15 protein-coding genes and 2 pseudogenes are annotated in these 18,001 nt (G+C 63.9%); 2 read left to right on the forward strand and 15 right to left on the reverse strand.

Annotated elements, in window-relative coordinates:
- Positions 1–29 precede the first annotated feature (29 nt).
- The 4 genes from GBA63_RS18200 to GBA63_RS18215 are packed head-to-tail and all read right to left on the reverse strand — an operon-like array spanning position 30 to position 4,561.
- The gene (locus tag GBA63_RS18200; RefSeq protein ID WP_166178382.1) at positions 30–887 is read right to left on the reverse strand and encodes a CoA transferase subunit A; all 858 of its coding nucleotides are present in this window, start codon (positions 885–887) and stop codon (positions 30–32) included.
- Positions 884–1,984, reverse strand: a complete 1,101-nt coding sequence (locus GBA63_RS18205) for an NAD(P)-dependent alcohol dehydrogenase (protein ID WP_166178384.1) — start codon at positions 1,982–1,984, stop codon at positions 884–886. The genes GBA63_RS18200 and GBA63_RS18205 overlap by 4 nt, the downstream gene beginning before the upstream one ends.
- Positions 1,981–3,204, reverse strand: a complete 1,224-nt coding sequence (locus tag GBA63_RS18210) for a 4-hydroxybenzoate 3-monooxygenase (RefSeq protein ID WP_166178386.1) — start codon at positions 3,202–3,204, stop codon at positions 1,981–1,983. The genes GBA63_RS18205 and GBA63_RS18210 overlap by 4 nt, the downstream gene beginning before the upstream one ends.
- Before the next feature lie 34 nt (positions 3,205–3,238).
- On the reverse strand, positions 3,239–4,561 hold the full coding sequence (locus GBA63_RS18215; RefSeq protein WP_166178388.1) for an MFS transporter: 1,323 nt from the start codon (positions 4,559–4,561) through the stop codon (positions 3,239–3,241).
- A 404-nt stretch (positions 4,562–4,965) separates the two neighbouring features.
- Between GBA63_RS18215 and GBA63_RS18220 the strand changes: the two genes are divergently transcribed.
- Entirely contained in the window at positions 4,966–5,439 is a 474-nt protein-coding gene (locus GBA63_RS18220) for a universal stress protein (protein WP_166178390.1), read from the forward strand.
- A gap of 214 nt (positions 5,440–5,653) precedes the next feature.
- Here the strand turns inward: GBA63_RS18220 and GBA63_RS18225 are convergent, their stop codons facing one another.
- The 11 genes and pseudogenes from GBA63_RS18225 to GBA63_RS18270 all read right to left on the reverse strand — a co-directional run bounded on the left by GBA63_RS18225 (position 5,654) and on the right by GBA63_RS18270 (position 17,249).
- Positions 5,654–6,490 (reverse strand): shikimate dehydrogenase, encoded by an 837-nt coding sequence (locus tag GBA63_RS18225; protein WP_166178392.1) that lies wholly within the window; start codon positions 6,488–6,490, stop codon positions 5,654–5,656.
- A gap of 46 nt (positions 6,491–6,536) precedes the next feature.
- Positions 6,537–9,725 (reverse strand): DEAD/DEAH box helicase family protein, encoded by a 3,189-nt coding sequence (locus tag GBA63_RS18230; protein ID WP_207956896.1) that lies wholly within the window; start codon positions 9,723–9,725, stop codon positions 6,537–6,539.
- A 37-nt stretch (positions 9,726–9,762) separates the two neighbouring features.
- Complete coding sequence (locus tag GBA63_RS18235) at positions 9,763–10,164, reverse strand: hypothetical protein (protein WP_166178394.1); 402 nt, start codon at positions 10,162–10,164, stop codon at positions 9,763–9,765.
- 24 nt (positions 10,165–10,188) lie between these two features.
- Positions 10,189–10,422, reverse strand: coding sequence for a HigA family addiction module antitoxin (locus GBA63_RS18240; protein ID WP_407690856.1), 234 nt, complete (start codon positions 10,420–10,422; stop codon positions 10,189–10,191).
- Between the two features lie 109 nt (positions 10,423–10,531).
- A complete protein-coding gene (locus tag GBA63_RS18245; RefSeq protein WP_166178396.1) occupies positions 10,532–10,813 on the reverse strand; it encodes a type II toxin-antitoxin system RelE/ParE family toxin in 282 nt (93 codons plus the stop codon).
- A gap of 52 nt (positions 10,814–10,865) precedes the next feature.
- Positions 10,866–13,808 (reverse strand): site-specific DNA-methyltransferase, encoded by a 2,943-nt coding sequence (locus GBA63_RS18250; RefSeq protein ID WP_166178398.1) that lies wholly within the window; start codon positions 13,806–13,808, stop codon positions 10,866–10,868.
- Between the two features lie 119 nt (positions 13,809–13,927).
- Entirely contained in the window at positions 13,928–14,680 is a 753-nt protein-coding gene (locus GBA63_RS18255; RefSeq protein WP_166178400.1) for a hypothetical protein, read from the reverse strand.
- A 199-nt stretch (positions 14,681–14,879) separates the two neighbouring features.
- A complete protein-coding gene (locus GBA63_RS18260) occupies positions 14,880–15,377 on the reverse strand; it encodes a hypothetical protein (RefSeq protein ID WP_166178402.1) in 498 nt (165 codons plus the stop codon).
- A gap of 34 nt (positions 15,378–15,411) precedes the next feature.
- Positions 15,412–15,603 (reverse strand): annotated as a pseudogene (locus GBA63_RS24510) (VOC family protein); the annotation flags it as partial.
- Between the two features lie 132 nt (positions 15,604–15,735).
- Positions 15,736–16,236, reverse strand: coding sequence for an AAA family ATPase (locus GBA63_RS18265; protein WP_166178404.1), 501 nt, complete (start codon positions 16,234–16,236; stop codon positions 15,736–15,738).
- Between the two features lie 255 nt (positions 16,237–16,491).
- Positions 16,492–17,249: pseudogene (locus tag GBA63_RS18270) on the reverse strand (IS5 family transposase).
- 33 nt (positions 17,250–17,282) lie between these two features.
- Between GBA63_RS18270 and GBA63_RS18275 the strand changes: the two are divergent.
- Positions 17,283–17,930, forward strand: coding sequence for a hypothetical protein (locus tag GBA63_RS18275; RefSeq protein WP_166178406.1), 648 nt, complete (start codon positions 17,283–17,285; stop codon positions 17,928–17,930).
- Positions 17,931–18,001 lie beyond the last annotated feature (71 nt).

Raw genomic sequence — 18,001 nt, forward strand, 5'->3', positions numbered from 1 at the left:
GGTGTAGGAGGCTCCCCCTCCGTCCGCCTTCACTTCGCGACCATCCCTTCTCGCCGGACGCCCTCCAGGTACTCGCCGAAACCCTCCGTCCCGAGGACGTGCCTCTCCATCCAGGAACGGAACTCCCCCCTGTCCCGGCTGATGGGGTCCCACGCCTCGTAGAAGACGTTGTCCCTGTCGTAGTAACCGTCGGCGTAGGAAGGGTGCGCCCCCTTGGGCTCGACCGCAATAGCGTCCACGGCCACCGCGGGCAGGACCACCTGGAAGGGGTGCGGCGTAAGCTCCTCCACGACCTCCTCCACGGTTACGATGGCCCGGCGGGCTGAGAGCACCGCCTCCTTCTGGATGCCCGAGATGCCCCAGATCGCGACGTTTCCCCGGCTATCCGCCTGCTGGGCGTGGATGATCGAGACGTCCGGGTTCAAAGCCGGCACCGCCATAAGCTCCTCGCCGGTAAAGGGACATTTTATGGGGGCGATGGTCTTCGTTACCTTGGGAAGGTCCGTGCCGACGTAGCCGCGGAGGGCGGCGAAGGGGAGGCCCGAGGCGCCCGCGACGTAGCGGTTCGCCATGCCCGCGTGGGAGTGCTCTTCGATCTCTAAAGGGTTGGGCCAGGCGTTCTCGACGGCGTCCCTGAAACGGTGCAACGACCCGACGCCCGGGTTGCCGCCCCAGGAGAAGACCAGTTTCGACGCTGCGCCCATGCCGATCATCTGGTCGTAGACGAGGTCCGGCGTCATCCTGATAAGGGTCAAATCTTTTCGCCCCTGGCGAATGATCTCGTGCGCCGCGGCCGTCGGTATGAGGTGCGTGAAGCCTTCGAGCGCGACGGCGTCTCCGTCCCGCACGAACTCCGCGACCGCCTCGCGCAGGCCTACCTCTCTCACCCGGTCCTCAAGACGGGCTTGAGGGTGCCGCCGCCCTCGGCGTCCTCGGCGGCCTCGTTGATCTCGTCCAGGTCGTAGTACCCGATCAGGCGGTCGAACGGGAACCGTCCCTGCCGGTGCAACTCTATGAGCAACGGGATGAACACGTCGGGGACCGAGTCGCCTTCTATAACGCCGCGCACGGTCTTGCCAGGTATCATGACGCCGTTCCAATCGAGCGAGACTTCCGTCCCGACGGGCGGCGCGCCGACGACGCCGCAGGTCCCAAGCGGCGCCAGCGCGTCGACCGCCTGCCGCAACACTCGTGGCACGCCCGTAGTCTCCAGCGCGTAGCGGGGCCCACCGGCGGTGATCCGGCCCACCTCCTCGACCGCGTCCACCTCGGCGCCGTTGATGACGTGCGTGGCGCCGAGCTCGCGGGCCAGCTCCAACCTCTCGGGCTTCACGTCCACGCCGACGATGGTCGTGCAACCCGCCGCCGCGGCCGCCATGATCGCGCTGATACCGACCGCGCCCGTCCCGAAGACGGCGATGCTGGAACCGGGCTCGGGCTTGAGGGAATTGAGCACGGCCCCGGCCCCCGTCTGAACCCCGCAACCCAGAGGCCCGAGCGACTCGAGAGGCGTGTCCTGTGGCACCTTGACCACGCTGTTCTGCGACGCGAGGGCGTGGGTCGCGAAAGAGGACTGGCCGAAGAAATGGCTGTGAAGCGTCTGCCCCTCCTTGCCAAGCGCGGTCGAGCCGTCCAGGCGCTGCCCACCAAAGTTCCTCTCGAAAAAGGTGGCGCAGTAGGAGGGCTTGCCCTTCAGGCAGTTGGCGCAGTGGCCGCAGTGGTCGAAGCTCAGGACCACGTGGTCGCCGGGCCCGACCTTTTCGACTCCCGGGCCCACCTTTTCCACGACGCCCGCGCCCTCGTGGCCCAGGACCGCCGGCAGGGGCACGGGGTACCACTGGTCGCGCACGATCAGGTCGGTGTGGCACACGCCAACGCCCACGATACGGACCAGCACCTCCCCGGCGCGTGGCTCTTCCACCTCCACCTCCTCTATCGAGAAGGCCTGCTCTTTCTCCCAGACGACCGCCGCCGTGGCTTTCATGCGTCCATCCCTTCCGTCGTTCGCGCTATTGCTTCCGGGTCTTCCCGCCACTCCATCGGCAGGCCCACGTAGTTCTCGGCGAGCGAGGTCGCGGCGGCCCGCGAGCCCGTGACGTAATCCAGCTCGGCCACCTGCATCCTGTACTGGAAGGCGTTGTCCCCATCGAAGCGGTGCAGCATCGAGGTCATCCACCACGAGAACCGGCTCGCCTTCCACACGCGTTTCAGGCAGATCTCGGAGTAGTTGTCGAGAACGCCGGTACTGCCGGACCGGTAGAACTCGGCCAACCCTCTGGAGAGGACGCGCACGTCGGCGACGGCTAGGTTCATGCCCTTGGCGCCTGTGGGGGGGACGATGTGGGCGGCGTCTCCGGCGAGGAAGAGGCGTCCGTGGCGCATGGGTTCGCAGACGAAGGAGCGCATCTGGACCACGTTTTTCTGGATGATCTTGCCCTCGTTCACCGTCCAGCCGTCGTCGGTATCCAGGCGGGCGTGCATCTCGGTCCAGATCCTGTCGTCCGACCAGTTGGAGGCGTCGTCGTCCGGGTCGCACTGAAAGTACAGGCGCTGTATCTCGGGCGAGCGCGTGCTGACGAGCGCGAAGCCCCGCTCGTGGAGCGCGTAGATGAGCTCCTCGGTAGAGGGCGGCCCCTCCACGAGGATTCCGAACCACCCGAACGGATACCGCCGCCCGTACTCGGCCCTTGCCCCCTCCGGGAACGCCTCGCGCGACACCCCGTGAAACCCGTCGGTCCCGACGACGAAGTCGCACCGCAGCTCGTATTCCTCGTCGCCTTTGACGAACCGGACCTTCGGTTCCTCGGATTCGAGATCCTGGAGTCCAAGGCCTTTCGCCCGGAAGAGAACCTCGCCGCCGGCGTCGAGGCGGGTCCGGATCAGGTCCTTCACCACCTCGTGTTGGCCGTAGAGGGTTATGGTCTTCCCGGTCAGCCCTTCGAGGTCTATGCGTTCGCGGCGGCCGTCGAACTGGAGGTTGACGCCGTGGTGGACGGCGCCTTCCTTCCGCATCCTGTCGCCCACGCCGGTCTCGACGAGCAGTTCAGTCGTGCCGTGCTCGAGCACGCCGGCCCGGATCTCCGCCTCCAGCTCCTCCCGTCCGCGGGCCTCGAGGACGACGGAGTCTATACCCTGCAGGTGCAGGAGGTGCGAGAGCAAGAGCCCCGCGGGTCCCCCGCCCACTATCCCTACCATCGTCCGCAAGAGCCCTCCTTCCGAGAGGCCGTCCCGGTCCAATCTAACGCGTCGCCGCCCCAGGGGAAACAGTGGTCCCCCTGGCATCCTCCGCGGGAGATCTGGGAACGGCGGATATAAACACCGCGCCGAGCAGGCCGACGAGGGCGAAGGCGTAGAAGCCCCAGGGCACGGCGAGGCCCGCGCCGAGGAGGAGGCCGCCGAGCAGCGGGCCGCAGATCGCGCCCACGCGACCGATCCCGGCCGCCCAGCCGAGCGCCGTCCCCCTCCCGCTCGTCGGGTAGTGCCGGCTGACGTAGGCGTAGAGCAAGACCTGCGCGCTAAAGACGAAGAACCCGGTGACGAAGACGGCCGCGTAGGTGAGCGCCAGCGGCATCTGCACGCTGAGGAGAAACAGGAAGACCGCGGCCAGCGCGAACCACCCGGCGCAGGCGGCCTTCGAGCCGTAGCGGTCGGCCACGGGTCCGGCGAGGAGCAGCCCCACGACGGCGCCGACGTTCAGGACCAGCAGGAAGGCGAGGGCGGCGCCCAGGGCGTATCCGGCGTCGCGCATGATGGTCGGCAGCCACTGGTTGAGCCCGTAGACGAGAAGCAGGCCCATAAACGAGGCGACGGAGAAAGCCAGCGTCCCGAGCAAGTACCCGCCGGAGAAGAGCGTCTTCACGGCGCCAAGGCCCGTACCCTCGGAGGTGCGCTCCTCGGCCGCTACCCCCCGCACCTCCTCGGGTTCCAGGGAGATCCCGTACCGCTCGGCAAGAACCTCCGCCTCGTCCCGCCGGCCGCGGGCCACGAGAAAGCTCGTGGATTCCGGCAGGTTCTTGAGCATCAAAGGCACCAGAACGAGCGCGGGCAGGGCGCCCACGACGAACATCGCCCGCCATCCGAGAACCGGCAAGACGGGTATGGCGAGAAGCGCCGTCAGGACGCCGCCGACGTGGTAGCCGGTCATCATGAAGGTTATGGAGGAACTGTTGCGCCGGGTGCCGGCGTACTCGGAGACGAGGGTCGCGGCCGTGGGTATGAGGCCGCCCAGACCAAGCCCGCCCAGGAAACGCAAGACCCCAAATATCTCGGGCGAGGGCGCCACCGCCAACAGCGCCGTAAAGACCGAGAAGCTCGTTACGCTCAGGAGGACGCACATGCGGCGCCCGACCACGTCGGCGAGAGTCCCTATCCCCAGGGCCCCGATCATCATCCCAACCAAACCATAAGAGGTGATCGCCCCAACCCGCGGCGCCGTAAGCCCCCACGCCTCGTACTCGAGCAACGCCGGCGTTACAGCCCCGAGCACTACCAGGTCGAAACCGTCCAGCGCAACCGCAACCCAGCAGAGCACCGCCACCCAACGCCCCGTCCCCGAAACCATCCCCAACCCCCTTCCCTGACCGACCTCTCCCTATCCGGCATTCTGACCACCACAGCCGCACATGTCCAATGCAGCACGCTCCGGCCTGCTACGAGCAGGCCTCGCTCTCAGCCTGTCAGCTTTCTTGCCGCCCATAGCCCGACCGGGCAGCGCATGGCGAAGAGGTCCGAGTCCCCGGAGGCGCAGCGTGTACAGACGACCGGCTGACAGCTGAAAGCGAGGGCCGCAAGGCCCCAAGCGGGCTGACGAGGCGCGAAGCGCCGGGCTGACAAGCGGAGGCGAAGCCGGAGCGTGCGCGACGACCGAAGGGAGGAGCCCAGCGTGCTTTGTTCACACTGGCGGCTTGCAGTACGCTCCGCAGGGTTTAGTCTCTAGGTGTATTTTGCATCTAGTGAGGCGGTGTTGTGTTTCCGACAAGAATACTGGTAGCCACTAATGGGTCGCGGGAGGCGGAGCGGGCGTTGGAGGCTGCGGTGGATCTGGCGACCGGCACGGGGTCGGAGTTGGAGATAGCGTACGTCGTCTCCACGGTGACCGGGCCGCCCCACCCCAGCGCCGGGGTCGGGGTGAGCAAGGAGGCCCACCTGGAGCGGAAGAGGCTGCTAGGCTTCAGGCTCCTCGAAGACCAGAAGCGGCGCGTGGAGGATCTCGGCGGAAGCGTGGCCGCTTCCCACTACAGGGAAGGAAAGCCCGAAAAAGAGGTGGTCGAGCTCGCCAGGGAGATCGAGGCGGGCCTGATCGTAACCGGCGGCAACCGCCGCCCCTGGTTCGCGCGCGTCTTCGGCGCCGGTTTTTCCACGACGGTCCTCCGCAAGGCAGACCGTCCGGTCCTCGTGGTCGGCAAGCGGGAGACGCAAGGTTCGACGGTACCGAAGTAGCTTGTCAGCCTGTCGGCACGCGTCGGCCCGCTTCGCGGGCCTCGCTTTCAGCTTGTCAGCTTCTTGCCGCCGAGGACCGACCGGGCAGCGCCGTTCGCCGCGTTTTGAGTAACGGATGGTGCGACGGATCGAGACGACTCGCTGACGGGCTGAGAGCGAGCTTTGCGGAGGCGAAGCCGGAGCAAGGCGAAGCGTGCCGACAGGCTGACAAGCTTCACAAGAGCGCCCTGTTCATGGCTTCCACGTTCGGCTGCTTTCCGGTCCACAGCTTCTGGGCGAGGACGCCCTGGTAGAGGAGCATCCGCTGGCCGGTGACGACGGTCGCGCCGCGCTCGCGGGCGTGACGGATCAGCGGCGTCTCAAGGCCGGGCCGGTAGACCGCGTCGATCACGGCCCGGCCTTCGTCGAGGTAAGCGGGGGGCAGCGGCAGAGGGTCGCCGTCCCTCATACCGAGGGGTGTGGTGTTGACGATCACCGCCGCGTCGAGCGCTTCTTCCTCCAGGGCGTCCGGGGCGTGGACCTCCACCTCGGCCCTCTTGCCCACTTCGCGCAGTTTCTCCGAGAGGTCTCTTGCCCGCTCGACGTTTCGGTTGACGATCCGCAACCGTTCTATCCCCGCGTCGCAGAAGGCGGCGGCGATGGAGGCCGCGGCGCCCCCGGCCCCGAGGAGCAGTACCCGTCGGCCAGCTAGACGGATACCGGCTTCCCGGCACGCCTCCACCAGGCCGGGGCCATCGGTGTTGAAACCGCACAGCCTTGAGTCCTCGATCACGACGGTGTTCACCGCGCCTGAGACCCGCGAACCCTCGTCGAGCTCGTCCATCAGCGGGAGCACGGCCCGCTTGTGGGGCATCGTAACGTTGAGGCCCCTGAAACCCAGGGCCGCGGCGCCCCGGACCGCGGCGGGCACGTCTTCGGCCTTGACCTCCAGGGCGACGTAGACGTAGTCCAGGCCCTCGGCGGCGAATGAGGCGTTGTGCATCGCCGGGCTCAGGCTGTGCCCGATGGGGTCCCCGATCACGGCCAAGAGCTTCGTCTTTCCGCCGATCATGCCCGCGCTTTCGTCGGATCGTACCTTTCGTCCGGCACGCGAGCCATCAACCACAGCCAAGGATGCGTTCGAGCATGGTCCTGACGTACGTGTACTTGTCTTCTTCCTGAAAGAGCACGTGGCGGTCCTCGAACTCTTCCTTGCTGTAGCCCCAGAAGGAGACTTCGCCGTATGAAGTGTTGGAGATGATGAAGGAGTTCAGGACGACCTCCGGGTCTCCGAGGCGCTTCTCTATGCCCTTGATGGTTTCGTGGAAGCGGATCTTGGGGTCGTCCGCGCCTTGCAGGTTGCGCACGCCTTTGGGGTCCACGAAAGTGACGTACTGGCGATCCCCGACCACGAGCCACAGCAGGAAGTCCGGGTAGAAGTTGCCGGCCTCGAAGAAGCCTATGCCCTTGCCCTTGCTCAGGTTGCGCAGCAGGAAGAGATCTACGCCCTCGAAAAAACCGGTATGCCCCTCGTAGAAGATCTTGAGGTCACGTACGAACCGTTGCTCGCCCTCATTGAGGGCGACGGGCTTGACAGTCAAGATGTCTTTGTTGCCCAAATGGACGAGCGGGTTATATAGGTGTCGGCCGAAGGGGAAAACGTCGAGGCCGTTCCAGCTTTCTTCCAGCGCCCCCCAGTCCACCGGCTTCAGACGTCCGTCTTCTATGACCGTCTTGAGGTCCCCGAGCTTCTTGAGAACGGTCTCGTTGGAGGAGACGAAGCTGTACTCCCGCAACACGTTGGGGTCCTCGTCGGTTAGCTCACGGTACTCCAGAAAGTCCGCCTCGTAGGCGGCTTTACTTGTCTCGACGTATTTCGTGGCGTAGGCCTTGAGCAGCGAGGCGGCTATCTCCTGCCAGACACGTGCCCGCTGCAAGGGGTCGCCGCCACCGAACTCCAGGTCTTCGGGCGGGATGGAGAGCTCGTACCAGGTAGGGTCCTCCAAGAGAGCGGGGATCACGGCTCTCGGTACTGTGAGGTTGTGCCAGCCGCGCTCTTCTTTGTGACGCACGACCTCGAAGTAGAGGGCGTCCCGGTCCAGGAACGCCAGGTGCCGCTCTTCCAGCTTGCCGGTCTTGCGCTGGGCCGCAAGCGTCCTGTCGCGGCTGCTCATTGCCTGGACCTTCGGATACCAGTCAAGCCTGACCTTGATCTTGCCGGAAGCCGGCCCGCCTAGAGATGCGGGAGGCCCGAGCACGGGCTTCGGGCCGTTCTCCTTGAAGTCGCCGCCCTTGCCGACGCGAACGGTCTTGAGCTTCTTGTTGGCGAGATCCGTGATGGTCGGCAGCACGACCTCTACCTTGTTGCCGGAGGGAAGGCCCTCTTCTTCGAGGTGCTCCTGGAACTGCTTCATGTAGTCGGCCTTCACGCCGAAGACGTCGAGGGTCTCGAGGATGCCGATGTGGCGGGGGTGCGGCGTGCCCGTGATAGCGGAGCTCCGTTTCAGGCTGCGGCCGAGGCCCTTCAGGCGGACGCCGCGGCCGAAGAGCTGGATGATCTGGGACCCCTCGCTCTTACCGACCCGCATCAAACCCACGCTGCTGACCCGCCAACTGCTCCAACCCTCGGCGAACTTCCTCGCCCCGACCAGCACGTTTACCGTCGAGTCCCTCCCGTTGAGCCCCTCGAAGAGCGAGGGCGAGAGGCTGTTCTCGGAGACTACTACGTCCTCCCGGTCCTCCAACGACTTCGCGAGCTCCGTGGCCTTGCCCACGTTAACGACGCCGAAGGGCTCGTTGTTCCCCAGCCGTAAAGAGATCTCGCCCTCGGCCCCCTTGAGGACCTCGGCCCGCATCACCGCCGGGCCTGGTGAGTTGAAGAAGCCGCGCAAGATGGAATCGTAAAGCTCGTCGGCCCCGAAACCCCTCTCCTGCAAATATCCGAACTCGTCGGCGAAGAGGTCGCGGGTCTTGTCCAAAAGGCCGGTATTGCCGCTGAGGAGGCGAGAGATGTTCTCGACGCTTTCGGCCCGGCGGTCCAAAAAGCGGGAGAAAAAGAGCAGGATCTCCGCGACGTCCGTCTTCTCGTCGCCCGCGACGCCGCCCGTCACCCGCGAGCCTACGAACATCCACAGCGGACGCTCGATACCGTAGGCCGCGAACGCGGGTCCGCCCTCCTCGAAGAGGAGCTGCTGCTGGTGGAAGGAGAGCAGCGCCGCCGTCAGGTAGCGGCGGCGGACGGACTCGTCCGCCCCGACGCCGTCCTGGAGGTTGAGGATCTGGTAGTCCTTGCCGTACCCGTCGTCGTAAAAGTACCTGTACGAGTAATCGAAGAGGACGCACTTCGCGTACTCGTCGGATAAACCCTTGTCCTTGGCGGACTTCATCGCCTGGCCGAAGGTGGCCGAGTACTCGAAGGAGAAGCCGCCCTCGCACAGACGGTCGCGCCGCTCCTTCCACTTCTTCGTCTCCTTGACGGTCTTCGCCGTGGACATCCCCCTGTGCCCCTCGTCCACCAGGACCAGGTTGTTGCCCTCGAAGGCTTCCACAGCCACCGTCGTTGCACCCGAGTCGTCGGCTAGCTTGGTCACCTCCAGGATCTCGATCCGGTCGCCCGTGAATAGGCCCTCCCCGCCCTTGGAGAAGAGCGCCGCGTCGAGGCCCGACCCCTCGAACTCCGCGAGGTGCTGGCGGGAGAGACCCTCGTTCGGGGTGAGGAGCAATATGCGGTCGAGCTCGCGCCTCCTGCCGTGTTTGTCCAGGTAGTGCAGGTACTGGAGGACGTTGACGTGCATGATGAGCGTCTTGCCCGAGCCGGTCGCCATCCAGAAAGCCAGCTTGCGCAGGTCGTCCGGGGCGTAGTCGGGGACCTGATCCGCCTCCCCCCTGCCCTCGTTGAAGCGGCGGACGTGGGCGCCCAGCGCGGCGAGTAGCCCATCGGGGTCGGCGAAGAAGCGGTCGAGGAAGACCTCGGCAAAGAGCAGCGAGAGGTACTGGAAGTACTTCCAGCGGATGCGTTCGTCGCGTCTGGCGCCGATCCTCGCGGTGTGCCGCACGATGTTCCCATCGTAGCGGAGCAGGTCGTCCACAGACGGTCCGCCGGTACGCCCCGGCAGGTCGTGGAAGCGTCCCGCGAGCAGGTGGTGGATGCCCGAGACGTTGTTCGCGTCCCACTCCTCGTACCTGGGGTCTTTGATCTCCTCGTCCGCCAACCCCTCGAAGCCCTCGACCCCGAACAGCCCGAGCATCCACTGGTTCAGCACGAGCCGCTGCTCGAACCGCAGCGCGGATTTCTGTCTCCGTCCCACTAGACGCCCTCCGCGCTCGAACCGAGCACCACCCGGATTATGTCGTCACCCGGCGCTCTCGTCTCATGGCGTGCAGTTCCTCGTTCGCCAGGCGTACCGCTTCGTCCTCGCGGAGCGGTTCCACGTTGTCGTCGCGACGGCGGCGTTCCAGGCATTCGAAGAACTCTTGGAGGCTGCCGTACCGGAGACCCGCCCCGCCGATCCGATGGCCTGCCCGATAGCCGACGCGCATGATGTGGAAGAGCCCCTCAGTGTTTCTTTCCTCCATGCGGCCCAACGCCTCGCCGTCGTCCGCTCCCACGGCGTAGTTGCCGGTGGTTACGTCCACCACCAGGAACTCGCCGTCGTGCTCGCGGTCGAACTCTTCGGAGCGGATGTACCACTCGTAGATCTCGCGCCCCTGCCAGGCTATCTCTTCCGCCTTCTGCTTCGCGTCCATACGCCTCCTGTTCCGGGCCCTCGGCTAACCCGCGGTGACCAACGGCTCCACCTGTTCGGCTATCTCGTCGCCGCGCTCCCACTCGGCCATCTGGAGGTCGTAGTCGGCCTGCAAGCCGAGCCAGAATCCCGGTCGCATCCCGGACCAGCGCCCGAGCCTGAGCGCCATATCCGCGCTCACCGCACGCCTGCCGTGTACGATCTCGTAGACGTTCTGACGGTCCACGCCCAGGGCCTTCGCCAGCCGGTTGGGGTTCATCTCCAGCGGCTCCAGCCACTCCTGCCTGAGCACCTCCCCCGGATGAACCGGAGGATAGACCCTCTCCTCCGCGCTTATCTCTTTTTCCCACTCGCCCAATGTTTCTCCTCTAATGGTAGTCGGTGACCTCGACGTCGTGCGCGTCCCCGTCCTCGAACAGGAAGCAGATCCTGTACCGAGCGTTGATGCTCACGGACCACTGACCCTCTCTGTCCCCGCTCAACTTGTGCAACCTGTTGCCCGGAGGCCTGGCAAGCTCCTCCACGCTCTCCACCCGGTTCAACTGCGCCAGCTTTACCTGCGCCCGCCGCCTGGCCTGCTCCGGAATTGCCCGCGATTTTCGTCCCATAAAGAGCCTCTCCGTATCCCGGTCCGCGAAGCTCTTTATCACAGCAAGATTATGTCACGCATCGGATGACACGTCAATGGTCGCATGACATAGTTCACACGCCTTCCACCTCGAACATGAGGCGCCGGAACTCCTCCTCGATGAGGTGAACCGAAGGTCCGCCCTCCCCCGTCCTTAGCGCCAGCGTGTTGTCCCCGTTGGCGTAGACGCGGTCGAAGGAGCGTCCGGCGAAGCCCTGGGCCTCGAAGAAGGCGTCGAGGTCGTCGTTGGACTTCTCCCTCGTGTTGCGCCAGATCACGAGCACTTCATCGCCAGCCGGGTCCGTCCCCTCCGCCACCCGGAAACCGTCAACTGCGTAGCGCCGGCGGACGGCGAGGCCAAGCAGGTAGCCGAAAGTCTCCACCAGGTCCACCGTCTCGGCGCATGTCTCGTCGCCGCGCGTAACGTCCAGCGTGTACGAGAACGGGTCCTCGAAGGCGTCCAGGTCAAGCAGCGACGGACTCCCCTTCGTCTCGAAGTCCATCATGTACGAGATCGTGTACCCCTCCCGCAGCGCACGGTTCGTCCGAATGAGGTCGTCCTGCACATCCGTCCGGCGCAGCGACAGGTTGTTAAGCGTGTCCTCATAGGACTCCAGCCTCACGTACTTGAAGATGTGACTTACGCCCTCGCGCGAGACGGGCTTCCCATCCTTCCAGTCCTTGGAGTAGACGATCTTCTGGATGCGCGGCTTCAGCACCGAGTCGAAGTACCCGCCCATCTCCACCAGCACGTACTTCCGGTTGCCGCCGTCCTCCCGGTTCAGGTTGATGACCGCGTGGCCTGTGGTGCCAGAGCCGGCGAAGAAGTCCATCACGCAACCGTCGTATGCAGACGTTGTCAATTCCATCATCCGTTTTACAAGCCTAGTCGGTTTCGGGTTGGCAAACGGGTTGCTTGGAAACAGCGATTTCAGTTCATCAGATGCTTCGTGATTGTGTCCAACTTCATCATAGGACCAGAGCGTAGTGGGAGTTACACCCGCCTTAACCTCAGATAAGAAGCTCTTGCGTGAAGGCGTGGATTTGCCATTCTTACCGAACCAAATTTCACCGTTCTCATCCATCCTGCGCAGACTCTCAGCACTGAATCGAGGATATGTTCCAGGAGGTGGATTCCAAGAAACTCCGTTCTGAAACGTATAGCCAAAGGCTCTTTCTGTACCGCTTTTTGCATGGAGAGGTGTCGCTTTCCACAATCCTTTCGGATGATTATCGGGGTTGCCATACGCTGCTGTCTGTTCCTCAGAGCGCGGAATCAGATTGAATTCGACCGCCTCTTTCGTCCGCGCAGCTACGAGTATATGATCGTGGTTATCGGAAAAGTATCTGGCATCGTTCGCGCGAGTATACTTCTTCTGCCACACGACATTCGCAATGAAATTTTCTGCCTGGAACACCTTGCTCGTCAACATCCTCAGGTTGTGCACTTCATCATCATCGATGCTAACGAAGAACACTCCGCTATCAGACAACATCTCTCGACCCAGGTTCATCCTGTCTTGCACCATCGCAAGCCAGCTAGAGTGCTGATACTGGTCCTTGTATAGAAACCCATCCCCACCCGTGTTGTACGGCGGGTCTATGTAGATGCACTTGACGCGCTCGCGGTAGCGGGCCTGGAGCAGGTTGAGGGCCTGGAAGTTCTCGCTCTCGACGAGGAGGCCGTCGGTCTTCTCGTCCAGGTCCTCGATGCTCGCCAGCAGCCGATCCTTGAAATCGCCGCCGAAGAACTTTGTGTCGAGGACGAGGTGGGGGTTTGCCTTGATCCAATCGGCGCTGCGATTATCGCCGCCGTTCTCCAGGTTGGCTTCGATGGCGCTTATAGAGAAGAGCTTCTCCCACTCGTCGTACTGGGCGTCGTTGGCGGAGATTTCTTCGTACATCTCCTCCGGCACGTGGTCGAGGGTGAGGCAGTAGTCGGAGGAGACTACGAACTTCTTTTTGAGGAAGAGCTTTTTCTGGAAGTCTTCGATCTGGGCGAGGAAGGCTATGATCTTGCGCCCGATCCGCTTTATGACCCTCAGCCTGGACAGGTACTGCCCCACCCGCCGCTCGTCGTCGGTGTCCAGGTCGTCCACGTGCAGGACCTCGTTTTTGAGGAAGAAGTCGAGCTCCCGGTTCAGGAACCGTCCCAGGTCCTTGTGTACGAAGTAGTCGAAGGTGTTGCGCGCCGTGTACTCGTCCAGGTGCTTCTCCAGCACCGTCCTCTCCGGCCGGCTCTCCGTCGGCGCGGGCTCCGCCAGCCGCGTCTTCCAGCCGCCCGGCGCGTGGCCGAGGATCTTCGCGACGGCGCTCCTGTTCAGGTCGGCCTGCTTGTCCGGGTGCGGGCGGTACTCGAAGGAGACGCGAAGCTCGCCGTCAATCCCCTCTACGGGATCTTCCTCGCGCGGCACGAAGCGGCGCTCCCTGCCGCTCGCGGCCTTGTTGTTGTCCCGCTCGGTGGCGGCGGAGACGAGTTCAAAGCCGACGCGCCCGCCGTCTTTCAGCCCGAAGCGGTAGCGGCGGAAGTTCTCCGCGGTCTTGACGTAGTACTGGTCCGCGTTGGCCCAGTGCAGCTTCACCTCCTCGCCCTCGTAGGGGAGCGCGTAGACGCCCTCCTTGTAGCGGCGCAGGCTCAGGAAGTCCCCGTTCTTGTAGTAGCGGCGAAAGAACGTGTACAGGTCCGAGTACACCTCGTTCTCCAGCGCGGCCACGCTCTCAGACGCCGCGAGCTTCTCCTTCAAGGCGACGTACTTGGGCGAAGACTCGGCCGTAACCCCCGCGTCCCCGAGGGTCTTCTCCAGGCTCGCCAGCTCCCGGCGCGCGCCCTCCTCGTCCTCGTTCCGGTACTCCCTGAAAGCCTCCCGCACCTGTGGCAGCAAGTCTTCGTTCAGAAACGTCGAGACCTCGTCCCGCTTCTGGTTCATGATCCGGTAGATGCCGAAATCCAGGTCCTCGCGGTCGAACTGGAAAAGTTCCGCGAGAAGGGCCTTCAACCTGTCGTATGCCTGCGTCACCCCGGCTCCTCCCCAAATTCCAAGCGTTCCACCGATGTCTCAAGTATAGCGACCGTAACCGGCGGCACCACACCTGAAGAGTTTCACCACGCGCGCCTTCGTGTTCCGTTTCCTGGTAGCTACTTCAGGATCAGGCCGGAGAGCCAGAAGGTGCCGCGCACCACCGCCCCGGGCTCAAGAGGGGCTTCGGTGGGGGCGTCGGGGAAGATCACGACGTCTACCTCGCCGCCGAGCGTCTTGATCTTCGCGTGCTCGAAGTCCAAGGCCGTGTCGGCGTTGGTGATCCTGCTCATCTCCCGGACGAGGCCGCTGAAGATGGCCTCCGCGACGGGCGGCTCTATGCTCTCTCCTCCCGGCCTGAAGGTGCCCGATGGGATGAACGACTCGACGGCCATGAGGGGGCCGTCTTCCTGGGAAGCCAGGTACTCGTCTTCGGAGGGGTAGACCTCCATGTGGTGCGGGAAGGCCGCGATCTGGACGTCGCAGACCCGCGGAAGTTCCAACCCGTCGAGCATGGCGTAGTTGGGCGCATCGAAGACGACGGGGCACCAGCCGCTCTCCGGGTTCTCGTCCGACTCTGGATCGAGCCACCCGTAGAAAGCGCCGTCGAGTGACCCCTCGTATGGCGGCGGAATCCTCCTCGTGATGCCGACGCGCATCCGCGCCCTGCCGAAGAAGTGGGGGTTCAGCCCGAGGATGCTCTCCCCCTCCGGCGCGACCTGGCTCCACAGTTCTACGCCGTTCCCGACCCGCCAGACGAAGAGGTAGCAACCGTCTCTCGCCCGGTACGCCTTCCCGTGTTCGAGGACGGCACGCCGGGCGAGCTCCAGAAACTCCTCCTGCGCCTGAACGTCGAACCCGATACATCTCATATGATTGGGCATTCTTGATTCTCTCCGTGGCAGTGAATCCGTATCGCACCGACTGTCCGCGCTTTGTCGCTACTCTCACTCGCGTAAACGAGGCCGACACTCATTAACGAAAGGCTGGCAATCCGTCAGTAGTGTATCCCGGTGTTTTCGAGGGCGGCAGCCGCCAAGCATCCATCATCCTGGCGGCTGCAGCACAACTCTAGTTGTATCTGTAGGGGATCGTGACCTTCGGGTCGTTGCGCCAGAGCCATCCGTAGACGGTCTTCTCGGCGACAGAGAAGGGACCGCTCGGCTGCTCGGGCGGCGCGGTCTGGCCGGGGAGCGGCGTGATCACCGGCGTACCGATGCTCATGCCGGCTTCCCACTGCGGCGGGAACGTCACCGTGACGCTCATCGGGGACTGACCAGGCGCGAGAACGAAACCTGCCAGTGGAGCGAAGAACTCGACCTCGAATGAGCGAGGGTCTCCAGCCACGGGACGGAGGATCTGGCGAGCGTGAAACCTCAGCACCTGCGTGCCGGCCGGGATCTCGACCTCCGCCACCCGGTAGTATTTGATGAGGTCCAAGAGCGTGCGGAGCATGGGCTCCTGATCCACCGGGATCTCTCCAATGGTCTTCAGAAATTCCTCGCACTGCGACGCCTTGCCATCGCGCTTGCGAAAGTCGGTCCGCTCGCCGGTCGAGACAACGCGCACCTCGGCGCTGGACTCCTCCGTCGGGAATGGGAGGAAGGCCCAGCGTGTTCGGCGGTGCGATCGCCGGTTCGATCTCGACCAGTTTTGGATTGCGAAACTTCGTCAGCTCAAGCCGCCCGTGCCCATCTGGGGTCCGCATCATAACGATGTCGACTTGGACACTTTCGAGCCCGTTGACGCGGTCCACCCACGGGCCCTCGACCGGAATCTCGCCTTCGAGCGTCATGTCTCTGACCGTAGCATTCCCAACACATTCCGGTCGTAATGCTGGCGAGAAGGGCGGCGAGGTCCGGTGTGGCGGACCCTACTCATCCTTCCGCCAGGGCCGGGCTCGGCGATGAGCGGGGATAGTTTGCATTCATTTATCTGCTTCGCTTTGACGAACGATTTCGTCAACGACGCGCGCGACCGATGCGGTGGCGTCGATTGAAATGCCGTTCTTCGGAATGTCTTCTTTCGTCTGATGCAATCGCGCAATGAGCTCCCGTTCCGTTGGCTTTCCGCCGCCCCACTCAGAGTCCGGTCGCTCGTCAAGCCGCCGATTCAATGTGTCAAGGTCGACTTCAAGGACAAAAACGCCGTCGAATAAATCTATAAACTTTGCGAAATTTCTTGAACCACCGCAGAAGAATGTCACCGCTTCATCCTGGTTGGCGACCAAGGCTCTTACTTTATCCACATGCCAAATGTGGTGCTCGTGAGCGGAGCCATCCGTCGGTTCACCAGTTTCCGGATCGCCTTGATAAGCCAATTCGCGGTCACCATGAATGGCATGGTAGCCGCGCCGCTGCAATTCATTGCAGACCGAAGTTTTGCCGGTGCCGGAAACGCCTTCAATCAGATAATTTCTGATGCCCATTGCTAGATGATAAAGAACAATACGTGAGACGAGATGCTGTCTCTCACGGCTGTCGTGGCGGCGCCTGCGACAAGCCCCTTTGCCCGTCCTCTTGTCGCCAGTGTCACGACACGTATGTGCCGGGTATGTTGTGGCTAGGTGTGACCGTCATGTCCCTAGTAAAGCAGAGGCAGTGCGCGGCGGTCCAGGCCGACCGTTCTCGCGAGTTGGACGTGGTTAGCCGAGGGAACGCAGGGAGATGAGGGCGCAGCCAAGCTACAAGAAGGCCAGATGGATGTCAGCCCGGAGCTCGTAGCGGATCTTCAGGCGCCGGAAGCGGTTGAGCCAGGAGAGCGTCCGTTCGACCACCCACCGGTAGCGTCCCAGGCGGTTCTTGGGCTCGACACCACAGCGGGCGATGCGGGGGATGACGCGGCGCTTGCGCAGGGCCAGAAGGGAGGTGACGGTAGTCGTAACCCTTGTCGGCATGGAGCTTGTGCGGTCGGCGACGGGGCCTGCCGCGCGTCTTGGCGCGGATGGGCTCGATGGCGTCGACGGTAGCGAGCATCATCTTTGAATCGTGCACGTTCGCGGCGCTCACCAGGACCGCGAGCGGGATGCCGTGGGCGTCGACCACAAGATGGCGCTTCGTGCCCTGTTTGCCGCGATCCGTTGGTTTCTTACCCGTTTCTTGGCCCCCCCGGGGCCGGCACCGCGGCGGAGTCCAGCGCGACCCGGTCCCAGTCGATGCGATCGGCCTGGGCCAGCTCTTCGAGATGCACCTGGTGCAGCCTGCGCCAGACGCCCGCTTGGTACCAGTCTCGCAGCCTGCGCCAGCACGTCATCCCGCTCCCACGCCCCATCTCAGCAGGCAAGTACTCCCAGGGGATGCCCGTCTTCACCACGAACAGGATCTCCCTCAGCGCCGCCCGGTCCGACACCCGGGGCCGTCCGTCCTTGGGCTTCGGCGGCTCCGGCGGGAGCAGCGGCGCGATCCGCGCCCACAGCGCATCAGGCAACAGTTCCTTCGCCATGGCACCCTCCTCGATGGCTCCTATTCTGCTTCCTTGGCTGCTTACGCGACGGTTTTGTTAGGCGTACTAAACCGTCCCTGCATAGCCGACACGAGCCTGCTCAACAATTTCGTCCACAGCAGCGCGTACATGCTGGAACGCATCCTTCGAAGACCGATCCGTCTCTCCCCCACAGTGCTGGACGCGCGCGAGACGCGGTTACCCGAGTTTCCACGCGTTCAGCCCTCCTTCTACATGTCGAGATCGACCGAGCACGCGGCTTACGGGGAGATAGCTCCGTTCATACAGTCCTTCGCCCTTGGCGTCGGAGACAGGTGGGAGCCGGTCGAGCCCGACAGCAACGAGTTGGCCCTGGCATCACGGTTGAGTAGCAGGGAGATACGTGAAGAAGTGCGGACTGTTTGTCCCGGGATCAGCCGCAAGAAGGTGGAGCTAGATTCCGGGGAGGCCGAGGCCGCCGCCATCGCCGCGACTCGCGGTTGGACCTTCCTGACAGACGATCAAGCCTCGGTAGAATTTCTGCGTTGTCTCTATCCGAACATTCCCATCCAAAGAACCTGCACACTCCTGCTCTACGCTGTCGAGCGGGAAGTTCTCTCCTGCGAAGAAGCCGCGGATCGCTTCAATCGCCGCATCGTAGAAGAACTCGGCTTCTGGGCTTTCCGCAGATTGGCCAAGTGAGACAGCGCCTCTGGCTCCGCTGCGATCCTCCAAAATGGACCTGGGAACCATAGACTCTCGACCTCAACGCG

It is taken from the genome of Rubrobacter tropicus, from assembly GCF_011492945.1.
GTDB lineage: Bacteria > Actinomycetota > Rubrobacteria > Rubrobacterales > Rubrobacteraceae > Rubrobacter_D > Rubrobacter_D tropicus.

Bases quoted from the DNA above. Each gene is read 5' to 3' on its own strand.
- GBA63_RS18240 (WP_407690856.1), bottom strand. From the start codon at position 10,422: ATGAACCCCAACCGGCTGGCGAAGGCCCTGGGCGTGGACCGTCAGAAC.
- GBA63_RS18215 (WP_166178388.1), bottom strand. From the start codon at position 4,561: ATGGTTTCGGGGACGGGGCGTTGGGTGGCGGTGCTCTGCTGGGTTGCG.
- GBA63_RS18235 (WP_166178394.1), bottom strand. From the start codon at position 10,164: ATGGACGCGAAGCAGAAGGCGGAAGAGATAGCCTGGCAGGGGCGCGAG.
- GBA63_RS18255 (WP_166178400.1), bottom strand. From the start codon at position 14,680: ATGAGATGTATCGGGTTCGACGTTCAGGCGCAGGAGGAGTTTCTGGAG.
- GBA63_RS18225 (WP_166178392.1), bottom strand. From the start codon at position 6,490: ATGATCGGCGGAAAGACGAAGCTCTTGGCCGTGATCGGGGACCCCATC.
- GBA63_RS18205 (WP_166178384.1), bottom strand. From the start codon at position 1,984: ATGAAAGCCACGGCGGCGGTCGTCTGGGAGAAAGAGCAGGCCTTCTCG.
- GBA63_RS18265 (WP_166178404.1), bottom strand. From the start codon at position 16,236: ATGGGCATCAGAAATTATCTGATTGAAGGCGTTTCCGGCACCGGCAAA.